Origin of the sequence: Dyella kyungheensis, assembly GCF_016905005.1 — a bacterium.
Classification (GTDB): domain Bacteria; phylum Pseudomonadota; class Gammaproteobacteria; order Xanthomonadales; family Rhodanobacteraceae; genus Dyella; species Dyella kyungheensis.
In genome coordinates this window covers 949317-961782 of record NZ_JADIKC010000003.1, presented here as the reverse complement: position 1 = coordinate 961782, position 12466 = coordinate 949317, and the positions used below count along the sequence as shown (strand labels likewise).

Annotated in this window: 11 protein-coding genes; 1 reads left to right on the top strand and 10 read right to left on the bottom strand. The window is 65.3% G+C overall.

Going from position 1 to position 12466, the window contains the following annotated elements:
• Window positions 1-41 precede the first annotated feature (41 nt).
• Window positions 42-797, top strand: a complete 756-nt coding sequence (locus tag ISP20_RS09060) for a response regulator (RefSeq protein WP_204635700.1) — start codon at window positions 42-44, stop codon at window positions 795-797.
• A 2-nt stretch (window positions 798-799) separates the two neighbouring features.
• Here ISP20_RS09060 and recO read toward each other — a convergent pair whose 3' ends face one another.
• The 10 genes from recO to ISP20_RS09010 form a co-directional block, all read right to left on the bottom strand.
• Complete coding sequence (gene recO / locus ISP20_RS09055) at window positions 800-1510, bottom strand: DNA repair protein RecO (RefSeq protein WP_204635699.1); 711 nt, start codon at window positions 1508-1510, stop codon at window positions 800-802.
• 58 nt (window positions 1511-1568) lie between these two features.
• A complete protein-coding gene (gene era, locus ISP20_RS09050; RefSeq protein ID WP_204635698.1) occupies window positions 1569-2510 on the bottom strand; it encodes a GTPase Era in 942 nt (313 codons plus the stop codon).
• Window positions 2507-3163, bottom strand: a complete 657-nt coding sequence (gene rnc, locus ISP20_RS09045) for a ribonuclease III (RefSeq protein WP_204635697.1) — start codon at window positions 3161-3163, stop codon at window positions 2507-2509. The genes era and rnc overlap by 4 nt, the downstream gene beginning before the upstream one ends.
• A 15-nt stretch (window positions 3164-3178) precedes the next feature.
• Window positions 3179-3556, bottom strand: coding sequence for a DUF4845 domain-containing protein (locus ISP20_RS09040; protein WP_204635696.1), 378 nt, complete (start codon window positions 3554-3556; stop codon window positions 3179-3181).
• Between the two features lie 145 nt (window positions 3557-3701).
• A complete protein-coding gene (gene lepB, locus ISP20_RS09035; RefSeq protein ID WP_204635695.1) occupies window positions 3702-4604 on the bottom strand; it encodes a signal peptidase I in 903 nt (300 codons plus the stop codon).
• 102 nt (window positions 4605-4706) lie between these two features.
• On the bottom strand, window positions 4707-6497 hold the full coding sequence (gene lepA / locus ISP20_RS09030) for a translation elongation factor 4 (protein ID WP_204635694.1): 1791 nt from the start codon (window positions 6495-6497) through the stop codon (window positions 4707-4709).
• 299 nt (window positions 6498-6796) lie between these two features.
• Window positions 6797-8287 (bottom strand): DegQ family serine endoprotease, encoded by a 1491-nt coding sequence (locus tag ISP20_RS09025; protein WP_204635693.1) that lies wholly within the window; start codon window positions 8285-8287, stop codon window positions 6797-6799.
• A gap of 110 nt (window positions 8288-8397) precedes the next feature.
• Window positions 8398-9042 (bottom strand): sigma-E factor negative regulatory protein, encoded by a 645-nt coding sequence (locus tag ISP20_RS09020; protein ID WP_204635692.1) that lies wholly within the window; start codon window positions 9040-9042, stop codon window positions 8398-8400.
• Window positions 9039-9635, bottom strand: a complete 597-nt coding sequence (gene rpoE / locus ISP20_RS09015) for an RNA polymerase sigma factor RpoE (protein WP_204635691.1) — start codon at window positions 9633-9635, stop codon at window positions 9039-9041. The genes ISP20_RS09020 and rpoE overlap by 4 nt, the downstream gene beginning before the upstream one ends.
• A gap of 272 nt (window positions 9636-9907) precedes the next feature.
• Entirely contained in the window at window positions 9908-12466 is a 2559-nt protein-coding gene (locus tag ISP20_RS09010) for a putative bifunctional diguanylate cyclase/phosphodiesterase (protein WP_204635690.1), read from the bottom strand.

Sequence of the window (12466 nt, the reverse complement as noted above, 5' to 3'; positions counted from 1 at the left end):
GCGCCATTCTGCCAAAACCAGCTGAACGACACGGACTAGTCATGCAAAACCAGCCTTCCAGCGACCCTTCAGGCCACCGGGGTGGCTCCGATGCCGTCCGCGCCCTGGTCGCGGACGATGACCCGAGCAGCCGTCTTTTCCTGGTGGAAGCCTTGCGCAGCCTGGGACTGGATGCCCAAGCCTGCCATGACGGCCCCTCCGCGATTGCGATGGCGCGCCAGCAGGCATTCGACCTGCTGCTGCTGGACTGCCGCATGCCCGGTGCGGGTGCCGAGGAAGTGCTTTCGACCCTGCGCAGGGACCCGCAGGCCCGCTCGACCGATTGCACCGCCGTGGCTACCAGCGCGGAGATGGGCCTCACCGAGCGGCAGCGGCTGCTCTCCGCCGAATTCAGCGAGGTGTTGCAGAAGCCCTGCAACCTGGCCGACCTGCGCCGCATTCTGGCGCTCGTTCAAGCCGGTGCGAACGCAGCACCCTTGCTGGACGATGCCCAGGCATTGGCCACCATGGGCGATGCGGACGTGGTGAAAGCCATGCGCACGCTGCTGCGGGCGGAACTGGCCGCGCTGTACCAGGATCTCGATGAATTGCTGGAGGACACCACCGTGCTGGCGGAGCGCCTGCATCGCCTGCGTTCGTCCTGCGGCTTCTGCGGCGCCGCCGCGCTGGGCGTGCAAGCCACCGTGCTGCAGCGTCATCTGAAGCTGCGACATTCCGGCTCGCTGGCGCCGCTGTCGCGCTTCCGCCGCTCCCTGCTCGCCACCCTGGAAGCGCTCGACCGCGAAGCCGAGAGCTGAGTTCAGCGGCGCGACATCGCCGCGCCCAGCACGTGCCAGGCACGCAGCTCGCCGCCACCGAGATGAAAGCGGATCACCTCGCGCATCATCACGCGCAGCGCCGACAGGCCAGCCGCATCGGGCATGACGTCTTCCGACAAGGCCAGTAGATCGGCTCCGCGCAGGGCATGTGCCGTTCCCGCTCGGCATGGCGCAGGGCCCTGCTCAACCGCATAGCGATAGAGCTGGGTCGGTTCCACCGGTTCGCCCGATTCCGCCTCGAACTCGAGCTGGAGGCCATAGCCCACGGCTTCCAGCAGATCGCGCTCGAACCGCCGCAGACTCCATGCCAGCGGCTCGCCGCCGGCCAGACGCGGCAGCGTGCGTGCATAGGCATCGAACAGTTCGGGCAGCGGATCCTGGCGGCCGGTAAGCCGCACCGACAGCTCGTTCAAATAGAGTCCGGCCAGGCCCGCATCGCCGGTCAGGCGCAAAGGTGGCGCCACGTGCTCGGCGGACTGCAGAGTGGCCAGCTCGCCGCGCAAAAGGAGATCGAGCGACAGCGGTTGGAACGGTTCCAGCTGCGCGCGCTGCACGCGTGCCCGCTCGCGCCGCACGCCGCGCGCGACCACGCCGAGGCGGCCATGGTCGCGGGTCAGGCATTCGAGCAGCAGCGAGGTCTCGCGGTAGGGCCGCGAATGAAGCACATAGGCCGGCTGCTGTTCGATGCGCATGGGCGAAGCTTACCGGTTCGAAGACTCGCGCGACGTCACCGGCATTCGCAACGCACGCTCAATCGGTGTAGCCGAACTTCTTCAGCATGGTCTCGTCGTCGACCCAGCCTTCGCGCACCTTCACCCACAGGCGCAGGAATACCTTGCGCTCGAACGTACGCTCCATGTGCCGGCGTGCGGAGGTACCGATGGCCTTGAGCTGCGCGCCGCCATTGCCGATCACGATGGCCTTCTGGCCGTCGCGTTCCACCCAGATCACCGCATGGATTTCCGCGATGCCGTCCGGGCGGTCGCTGAACTGCTCGATCTCCACCGTGGTGGCGTACGGCAGCTCCTGATCCAGGCGCAGCATCAGCTGCTCGCGCACCATTTCGGCGGCGAGGAAACGCTCGCTGCGGTCGGTGACTTCGTCTTCGCCAAACACCGGCGGCTGTACCGGCAATCGCTTGAGGATGCCGTTTTCCAGCTCTTTCAGGCCCTTTTCCTTGAGGGCGCTGACGTAATACACGTCGTCGAAACTGTGTCGCGCCATCAGCTCGGACACGAACGGCAGCATGGTCGACTTGTCCTTGGCCAGGTCGACCTTGTTGATCACCAGCAGGCGCGGCACTTTCTGCTCGACCAGGGCGTCGTAGAGCGCCTCGTCCTCGTCGGTCCAGCGGCCCGCTTCGATCACCTGCACGACCACATCCACTTCGCTGATCGCCGAACGCGCCGCACGGTTGAGGCTGCGGTTCATGGCGCGCTTGGCGCCGCGATGCAGGCCCGGCGTGTCCACGTACATGATCTGCCCGGCCGCGCTGGTAGCGATGCCCAGGATGCGATGGCGCGTGGTCTGCGGACGCGGGCTGACGATGGACAGCCGGAACCCGATCAGTGCATTGAGCAAGGTCGACTTGCCCACGTTGGGACGCCCCGCCAGCGCTACGGTGCCGCAGCGAAAATCGTCGTGGGGAAGTTCGGCCGGTTTGCCGAGATCGAGTTCGTTGTCGTCGTTCATAGGTTCAGTTCCTGCAGTCGGCGCAGCACGGTTTCTGCAGCGTCTTGTTCGGCGGCGCGGCGGCTGGAGCCGCGGCCATCGGCCCGGATCGGGGCCGGTTCGGTAATGTCGCAGGAAACGTCGAAGGTCTTGGCGTGGTCTTCGCCGTGGCTGTCGATCAGATCGTACTGCGGCAAGGGCCAGCCGTGGGCCTGCAAATGCTCCTGCAGGCGGGTCTTGGCATCCTTGGAAGAACGTGGAATGGCGGCCACCAGCGGTTCGAACAAGCCTCGCACCACCGTGCGACACGCCTCGAAGCCGGCATCGAGATAGACCGCCGCCACCAGCGCCTCGAAGGCGTCGGCGAGGATGGAATCGCGGCGGAAACCGCCGCTTTTCAGCTCGCCCGAACCCAGCTTGAGCTCGTCGCCTAGCTCCAGCTCCCGCGCGATGACGGCCAACGCCTGGCCGTTCACCAGTTGCGCGCGCAAGCGGGACATCTCGCCTTCGCTGGCGTTCGGGTGGGCCTCGTACAGCACCTCGGCCACCATCACGCCCAACAGCGCATCGCCGAGGAATTCCAGCCGCTCATTGTTTGGCCGCCCGGCGCTGCGGTGAGTCAGCGCCAGCTGCGCCAGGGCAGGATCACGAAAACGATAAGCGAGCTTGGTCAAATCAAAGGCCTTGGATTAGCCGTCGACATTCCCCTGCAGCGCAACGCTCTTTTCGAAGTGCAGCAGGAAGTCGATGTTGTACATGAACGGAATGCGCTTGTCGTAGCTCACATTGAGCTCGGCCGCATTGCCGCTGCGTTTGATGGTGATGTCCTGTGGCGTGATGGTGTCATCACTCACGTACTGGAAGTCGAGCTTCTTCATCAGGGCACCGCGAACCTGGTCCGGCGAGCGGGCTCCGCCTTCGGAGGCCAGCTGGGTCATCGCCTTGCTGACGCCCATGAACTCGGTATAGGCCGGCACCAGCTTCATCGCCATATAGCCAAAAAAGCTCACCACCATCAGCACCACGAGAAACCCGATCAGGGTGATGCCTGTTTGCTTCGATTTCATAGTCCCCTCGCTATGCCGCCTGACGGCGAAAAACCGGTGTATGGGCGACGCGCCACCGAGACGCTCCGGTAGCGGCCTGGCGCGTGCATTGTCGCGCCAAGCCGCGGTGAACGTCACCGGGCACATCTCTATGCCCGTCACGCTTTTAGTGAATGACCGTGCCCATGCGATGGAAGGCCACGCCCGAGCCGGTCCAGCTCAGCCAGATCAGGAAAGCCTTGCCGGCCAGATTCTGTTCCGGCAGGCAGCCCCACCAGCGGCTGTCGGTGCTGTTGTAGCGGTTGTCGCCCATCGCCAGGTAGCAGCCCTGCGGCACCACCAGCGGCACGTGCGGGTTGGGCAGCGGCGGCGGCACGGCATAGTTGGGCATGCGTGCGGTCAGGTGATTGACCACGCCACCCTCGCCGTTCGGCAGGTGCTCGTTCCACAACGTGGCGCCCATTTCCAGCATCAGGCGCGATTCGGCGCGCTTGGGGTCGCCCTCATACGGACCGACCAGATCGGCAGCGACGGGTTCGCCGTTCACGATCAGCTGGTCACCGTGCATTTCGACGCGGTCGCCGGGCAAACCGATGACGCGCTTGATCCAGTTCTGGCTGGGCACCGGGGCATGCGGATCGGCGCAGCTCTGGTCGCCGCTGCGCACCAGCTTGCCGCCGTCTTCGCACAGGTAGCCCGGGAAGCGGAACACCACCACGTCGCCGCGCTTGGGCTCGCCCAGGCTGACGAACTTGTTGTTGAACGCCGGCAGGCGCAGGCCGTAGGAGAACTTGTTGACCAGGATGAAGTCGCCCACGTCCAGCGTCGGCATCATCGATCCGGACGGAATGCGGAACGGCTCGGCCACGAACGAGCGCAGCACCAGCACCACCAGCACCACCGGGAACAGGGACCGCGCCCAGTCCACCGCCATCGGCTCGTGCGGCTCTTTGCCCGCCGCCTCGGCCTTGGCCTTGCGCGACTTGTAGAACAACAGGCGGTCCAGCCCCCACACCACGCCGAAAAGCACGGTCAGGCCAAGCAGAATCGCCGAAAAATCAAAATCCATTGAAAGCTCCTCAGGAGCAGGGAAACGAGGGTGTTGCGTGGAGCGGTCGACCGGCAAGGCGCCCAACAGCGGCCTTGGCCCACCGATGCTCCGGGCCCAGCTTTACTTATCCACCTTCAATACGGCAAGGAACGCTTCCTGCGGGATCTCCACGCGACCCACCTGCTTCATGCGCTTCTTGCCTTCCTTCTGCTTCTCCAGCAGCTTCTTCTTTCGGCTCACGTCGCCGCCGTAGCATTTGGCCAGCACGTTCTTTCGCAGGGCCTTCACGGTGGAACGGGCGACGATCTGCGCGCCGATCGCGGCCTGGATGGCCACGTCGAACTGCTGGCGCGGGATCAGGTCCTTCATGCGCTCGACCAGGTCGCGACCGCGACGCTCGGCATGCACGCGATGCACGATCAGGCTCAGCGCATCCACGCGGTCGCCGTTGATCAGCACGTCCACGCGCACGAACGGACCCGGCTCGAAGCGTTCGAAGTGGTAGTCCATCGACGCATAACCGCGCGACACCGACTTCAGGCGATCGAAGAAGTCGAGCACCACCTCGGCCAGCGGCATTTCATAGGTGATCTGCACCTGGGTGGCCAGGTACTGGATGGAACGCTGCACGCCGCGCTTTTCCTCGCACAGCGTGATGATGTTGCCGATGTAGTCGGGCGGCGTGAGGATGCTGGCGACGATGATCGGCTCGCGGATTTCCTGCATCAGGTGCGGTGCCGGCAACTTGGCCGGGTTGTCCAGCATCAGGATCGAGCCGTCGCTCTTGAGCACTTCGTACACCACGGTGGGCGCGGTGGTGATCAGGTCGAGATCGTATTCGCGTTCCAGGCGTTCCTGCACGATTTCCATGTGCAGCATGCCGAGGAAGCCGCAGCGGAAACCGAAACCCATCGCCTCGGAACTTTCCGGCTCGAAGAACAGCGCCGCGTCGTTGAGGCGCAGCTTGTCGAGCGCTTCGCGCAGTGCCGGATAGTCGTCGGCCGAGACCGGGAACAGGCCGGCGAACACGCGCGGCTGCATGGTCTGGAAGCCCGCCAGCGGCTTCTCCGCCGGCTTGGCCGCCAGCGTGAGCGTGTCGCCCACCGGTGCGCCGTGCACGTCCTTGATCGACGCGGTGATCCAGCCCACTTCACCCGGCGACAGCTTGGCCAGCTTCTTGCGCTTGGGCGTGAACACGCCCACTTCGCTCACTTCGTGCGCACGGCCGGTGGACATCACCAGCAGCTTGTCGCCTGGCTTGATCTCGCCCTGCACCACGCGCACCAGCGAGACCACGCCGAGGTAGTTGTCGAACCACGAGTCGATGATCAGCGCCTGCAGGCGATCGGTATCGCCCACCTTCGGCGGCGGAATGCGCGCCACGATGGCCTCGAGCACTTCCACCACGTTCTGGCCGGTCTTGGCGCTCACCGCGACGGCGTCGTCGGCATCGATGCCGATCACCGCCTCGATCTCGCCCTTCACCTTTTCCGGATCGGCCGTCGGCAGGTCGATCTTGTTGAGCACCGGCACGACTTCCAGCCCCATCTCCACCGCCGTGTAGCAGTTGGCGACGGACTGGGCTTCGACGCCCTGCGCAGCATCCACCACCAGCAACGCGCCTTCGCACGCGGCCAGCGAGCGACTCACTTCATAGGAGAAGTCGACGTGGCCCGGGGTGTCGATGAAATTCAACTGATAGGTCTTGCCGTCGCGCGCCGTGTACGGCAGCGACACCGACTGCGCCTTGATGGTGATGCCGCGCTCGCGCTCGATCGGATTGTTGTCAAGCACCTGTGCTTCCATCTCGCGCTCGGTCAAACCGCCGCAGATCTGGATGATGCGGTCCGCCAAGGTGGACTTGCCGTGATCGATATGGGCAATGATGGAGAAATTTCGAATCAGTTCCATGGAGCACGCTAGCGGCGTTCACTGATCTGCGGTACGCGCAGGCAGCGCATGACCGGGATGGTCACACGAACCCAGCATTATCGCATGGAACCGGGCCACTTCGGGCACCAGGGAAAGCGGGCCATCTCAACGGGATAAGCGAGATCGGAACGCCTCGTTGCGAGGCGTCGCGCGATCCCTCCCTACCTCCGCCACGATGGTGGCCCAAGCGCCCATCGTGGCGGTCATTCCGGCCAGACCACACCGGAATACGACGAAATCACGGTCCGCGGCGCTGCCATCCACCGCGAACCGCAACCTCATTCGTCCTTGCCACCGGGTACGGTCAACCCGATAAAGCCGCTCTGGTCGCCATGGCGGACCAGCAAAAGCACGGTGTCGCCCGGTTTCGAATCCTTGGTGGCATCGCGGAAAGCGGCCGCACTGCCGACCTTCTTCTGGTTCACCATCAGGATCACGTCACCCGGCTGCAGGCCGGCTCGCGCTGCCACCGAGCCGGAAATGGCGCTGATGCCGACGCCCTCGCCTGCCTTGAGGCCCAGCTGCTGGCGCGTATCGCCATCCAGGTCCTGAACGGACAGGCCCAAGGCGCTGCTGGCGCTGGCCTTGGCGGCGGGCTGCCCGGCATCGGCCGAGGCCACCATGGCGTTCTTGTCGCGCGGCATTTCAGCCACGGTCACCGGCACGCTTTCCTTCTTGCCGTCGCGCAGGATCTCGATGGTGGCCTTGCTGCCCGGCGGCGTCTGGCCGACCAGCGGCGGCAGGTCCGCGCTTTGGTTGATGCTCTGGCCGTTGTACGAAAGGATCACGTCACCCGGACGAATGCCCGCCTTGTCGGCGGCACTGCCCTTGTTCACCTGGGTCACGGCTGCGCCATTGGCGTTGTCGAGCTTCAGCGCCTTAACCATGTCGTCGCTGACCTGCTGCACCATCACGCCGAGCTGGCCGCGCGAGACATAGCCCTTTTCCTTGATCTGCTTGACCACGTTCATGGCCACGTCGATCGGAATGGAGAACGCCACGCCCTGGTAGCCGCCGGTGTTGGAATAGATCTGCGAATTGACGCCGACCACGCGTCCCTGCAAATCGAACAACGGACCGCCGGAATTGCCGCGGTTGATCGGCACGTCGGTCTGGATGAACGAGGTGTACGGCTGATCCTGGCTGCCCAGGTTGCGCCCCACCGCACTCACGATACCTTGCGTCACGGTGTAGTCGAAACCAAACGGCGAACCGATCGCCAACACCCACTGGCCGGGCTTGAGCGTGCGCGAATCGCCCACGGCCACGGCGGGCAGATTGCCCTTGGCGTCGACCTTGAGCAGGGCGATGTCGTACTGCGGATCGCTGCCCACCACCTTGGCGGTCAGCACGCGACGATCCTGCAGGCGCACGGTCACCGTATCGGCGCCATCCACCACGTGATTGTTGGTCAGCACGTAGCCGTCCGCCGAAATGATGAAGCCGGAACCCAGCGACGTGCGCTGCTGTTCTTCGGGCGACGGCATCATCGGCATGCCGAAGAAGCGGCGGAACATTTCCATCTGCGGATCGTCGTCGCCGTCCGGCGCATCGGGCATGCCGCGCGCGCCCGAGCGGGCTTTCGCTTGCTTCTTGCCGCTGTATTTCGCCTCGACATGGACCACGGCCGGGGCGTTCTTCTGCACGATGCCGGTGAAGTCGGGCAGGCCCGACAACGTCGGCGCCGCACTCTGGGCCTGCACCCCGCCGGCCAGCGCCAGGCTCATCACGACCGCGCACGACAGCGTACGCAAGACAAGTCGATTCATGCACTTCTCCATCTGCGTTTCAGGCACACCATGCCCGCCCGCCGTTCGGACGGGCATGGAGAGGTTCAAAGGGAACGATCAGGCCGCGGCAACCGACACACGGCCTTCGATCACTGCGGGCCGGCGGCGGCCTGGGCGGCGGGCTGCTGGTCCGGATGGATCAACAGCAGGTACCGGCCATCGCCATTGCTGACCACGGGGTAGCGTGCGGCGCGATAAGGGTTGAGGTTATTGCGCGAATACAGCGGCGTACCGTTGTCGCCTTCCAGCGTGGCCGAGGCCTGCTGGCTCATCTTGTACGGGACTTCGGAATACACGTTGAGCCCCGGCGGTGCCACGGCAGGCGCTTCGGACTGCGCCAGCTGCACATTCTGCGCAGCCGGTGCCGATGGCGCGGACACCTGGGCCGAGAGCCGATCGGCGCCCGGGCCTGCGGGCTGGGCCACCATCAGGGCAGCCACTGCCACGCCAGCGGCAATTGCGCCGCCCGCGGACCAATGCAGCCAATGCCGGCGCTTGCCTTGCTGGCTCGCCGAGCCTTCGCGCTCGATGGCCTGCATGACACGGACAGCAAAGCCTTCCGACGCGAGCGGGGAGAGTTCGCGGCGCAGGCCGTCACGGGCCACGTGGTAGCGCGACCAGTCCTGCTGGAGCGACGCGTCGTGGTCGAGCCTGCGCAACAGAAAGCGCAGCTCTTCCTTCGACAGTTCGCCGTCCATGCCGGCAGAAAGGTTTTCGCGTTGATGATCAGTCATGTTTTTTTGACCTCGCGGTCTGAGAGCAGGGGCCGCAATTTTTCATCGATAGCTTCGCGCGCCCGGAAGATACGTGAACGTACCGTACCGATCGGACAGCCCATCGCCTCGGCGATTTCTTCATAGCTGAGGCCGTCCACTTCACGCAGGGTGATCGCGGTCCGCAATTCCTCAGGCAGGGCTTGGACAGTGGAAAATACGGTTTGTTCAATTTCCTGCCGCATGAGTTCACGCTCGGGCGTGGCGCTCTCGTGCATACGGTCCGCGCCGGGCACGAAAGTGGCATCGTCGATGGCGATATCGTCGGCGGGCGGACGGCGGCCCATGGCCACCAGGTGGTTCTTGGCCGTGTTCACCGCAATCTTGTACAGCCAAGTATAGAAAGCACTCTCGCCGCGGAACGAGCCAATGGCCCGCCAGGCGCGGATAAACGCCTCCTGGGCCACGTCCTCGCATTCGGCATGGTTCTTCACATAGCGGGTGACCAGGCCGATGACCTTGTGCTGGTACTTGCGCACCAGCAGATCGAAGGCTCGTTTGTCCCCCTGTTGGACGCGCTCGACCAGCGCACTGTCCAGTTCATTTTCGCCCATCCGGGCCATCTCCTTCGTCGATGCTGCCACGCGCCCTGGGATGCCTGGGAATGGATGCGATCTGCTCAGACAAGAACGGCGCGTTCTAGTTCAGCATGTTCTCATTCCAGAGCGGCAAGTGCGCCAACTCGGCAACACCGCTGGTGGAAACGCATGGGCGCTCCCGCGGAGCACCGGTCATGACGACAGGACCACCATTGCCCCAGGAAAGCGGCCCACGGACGCATCATGCGCCCAAGGGGAAGTATGGGGGCCTTCGCGGCCCATGCAAGTCAGGCGGCCGTGCCGCTGATGCCGGCCAGCAGTCGCTGGCGTTCCAGCAGCAGTTTCTCGAAGACCGGCTGGGGCAACGGTCGGCAGAACAGGAAGCCCTGCAGCTCGTCGCAGTGGTTGGCGCGCAGGAACTCCATGTGCTGCTCCGTTTCCACGCCCTCGGCCACCACCCCGCGCTTGAGGCGATGGGCCATCTCGATGGTGGCGCGCACGATGGCCTCGTCGTCCGGATCCACGCCGATGTTCTTGACGAAGCTCTGGTCGATCTTGATGCGGTCCGCCGGCAGCTTGCGCAGATAGTCGAGCGAGGCGGCGCCGGTACCGAAGTCGTCGATGGCGATCCGCACGCCCAGCCGATGCAGGCCCTGCAGGTTTTCCACCAGGTTGGGCGCCGCCTTGATGCTGATGCTCTCGGTGATCTCCATTTCCAGCAGGTTGGCTTCCAGCCCGCTCTCGTCGAGTGCGGCGGAGACCATCTCCAGCAGATTGGGCTGCATCAGTTGCACCGCCGAGAGATTCACGCCCAGGCGCAGACCCAGCCCGAAGCGCCGCTCCCATTCCTGCGCATGCCGGCAGGCGGCGCGCAGCACCCATTCGCCGATGGAGACGATCAGGCCGGTTTCCTCGGCCAGCGGAATGAAGAAGCCCGGGCCGATGAAGCCCAGCTCCGGATGCTCCCAGCGCACCAGCGCCTCCATGCCCACGATGTCTTCGGTGACTGCATCGACCTGGGGCTGGTAGAACACGCGCAGCTCGCCCTTGTGTTCGGCATGGCGCAAGCCGGACTTCAAGGCGAGGTTCTGCTGCTGCGACTGCTCGGCGCTGCCTTCGAAGATCTGGTAGTTGTTGCGGCCCAGGCTCTTGGCCGCGTACATCGCCTCGTCCGCATGCTTGAGCAGGGTGTCGGCGTCGGGCGCGTCATCGGGGAAGAAGCTCACGCCGATGGATGCGGTGACCTGCAGCTCGGTCCCGTCGTCGATGCGCAGCGGCGCGCTCATCACCTGCACGATCTTCTCGGCAATGCGCAGCACGTCCTCGTTCTTCACGATGTGACGCAGGATCACCACGAACTCGTCGCCCGCATAGCGAGCCACGGTATCGGACGCACGCACGCTGCCGCGCAGACGCTGCGTGGTGGTGAGCAACACCTGGTCACCCACGGCGTGGCCGAGCGTGTCGTTGATGGTCTTGAAGCGATCCAGGTCGACGAACAGCAGCGCAAAGCATTCGCCCGTGCGATTGGCTTCGCGAATGACCGTATCGAGTCGATCGTTGAACAGCAGGCGATTGGGCAAGCCCGTCAGCGCGTCCAGCAGGCCCTCGGCGCGGCCTTGCTCGCGCGTGTGGCGCAACTCGATCGCATGCGCGAAACGCGACGCCGCGCAACGCAGCACCGGCTGCACGATGGCGAGCGACGGCAACGGTTGCCGCGTACCGACCAGCAACGCGCCCAGCACGGTGCGCCGCTCGTCCTGCAAGGGCCAACCCGCGAAACCGGCCAAACCGAGCTGCGCCAGCAAGGGATCCATCGGCGCCAGTCGCGCGGCATCGGCCTGATGCAACATGGCCTGGCCCGACAGCACCAGCCGCAAGGAACTCTGCAGATGCGGGCCGGGCCACAGTTGTTCGTCGCCACGCCAGTACTGCACGAGTTGCACCGGCGCGCCGCCCTCGTCGGGACGGGCCGACCACACGGCCACGTAATCCAGCGCCATTTCCTCGAACAACAGGCGCGCCGCTTCGGCGATGCCCTCGTCGCCGCTGCCCGCGGCGAACATGCGCGCCAGCAAGGCCAACGCCACTTCGGCGCGTGCACTGGCCCGGTCGCTGCGGAACATCAGCGCCACGGCATCGCGGCCGGCATGGTTGACGGCGCGCGCACTCACCTCGCCGGGATCGCCACCGCGCGACGCGCGTCGACGGCCGGGATGCCATTGGCGCGAGCCCTCGGCAATGACCTGTTCGATGGTCGACTCGGTGACCGCCAGGATGTCCCTGATCGGACGGCCACGCAGTTCGTGGTCGCCCAGCCCGCTGTTGCGCGCCACGGCGGGGCTGTAATCGACCAGCTGGCTGCGTGCCGGGTCGACGATCAACCACTCGCTCTCCACTTCGTCGAAGGCGAAGCGGTAGTCGCCGCCGCTCGTGGACGCCTGGCCCTCCAGCCCGTCCGAGCGCACCGCCATGCGATGCACGCGCTGCCAGCGCGCCAGCAGTTCGTGTTCGATCTGCGAGGCATACAGCCAATCGGCGATGCCCCCGGGCAACACGTTCGGCTTGAGCACGGCGCCGTCGTCCAGCACGGCAAGAATGGGCGCGCCGATGCAAGCCGGCACGCCGCGCAGCACATCGATGCTGGCCATGCCTTCGCGGCCGTCGCCCTCGAACACGATGACGATCAGGGCCAGCGGAGGGCGACCCTCCAGCAGGATCCCCGCATGCGTGGCATCGCGGGCCGAATGAACGACGAAATGACCGTCGCGATCGAACGTGTCGAACAGGGATCGACGCAGCTCACGCTGCGCCGCAACGACGAGGATGCCAGCCGGACTCGCCAT

Coding starts and splice junctions, on each gene's coding strand:
- ISP20_RS09020 (WP_204635692.1), bottom strand. CDS start 9,042: ATGACTGATCATCAACGCGAAAACCTTTCTGCCGGCATGGACGGCGAA.
- rpoE (WP_204635691.1), bottom strand. CDS start 9,635: ATGGGCGAAAATGAACTGGACAGTGCGCTGGTCGAGCGCGTCCAACAG.
- ISP20_RS09060 (WP_204635700.1), top strand. CDS start 42: ATGCAAAACCAGCCTTCCAGCGACCCTTCAGGCCACCGGGGTGGCTCC.
- era (WP_204635698.1), bottom strand. CDS start 2,510: ATGAACGACGACAACGAACTCGATCTCGGCAAACCGGCCGAACTTCCC.
- ISP20_RS09025 (WP_204635693.1), bottom strand. CDS start 8,287: ATGAATCGACTTGTCTTGCGTACGCTGTCGTGCGCGGTCGTGATGAGC.
- recO (WP_204635699.1), bottom strand. CDS start 1,510: ATGCGCATCGAACAGCAGCCGGCCTATGTGCTTCATTCGCGGCCCTAC.
- lepB (WP_204635695.1), bottom strand. CDS start 4,604: ATGGATTTTGATTTTTCGGCGATTCTGCTTGGCCTGACCGTGCTTTTC.
- ISP20_RS09040 (WP_204635696.1), bottom strand. CDS start 3,556: ATGAAATCGAAGCAAACAGGCATCACCCTGATCGGGTTTCTCGTGGTG.
- lepA (WP_204635694.1), bottom strand. CDS start 6,497: ATGGAACTGATTCGAAATTTCTCCATCATTGCCCATATCGATCACGGC.
- ISP20_RS09010 (WP_204635690.1), bottom strand. CDS start 12,466: ATGGCGAGTCCGGCTGGCATCCTCGTCGTTGCGGCGCAGCGTGAGCTG.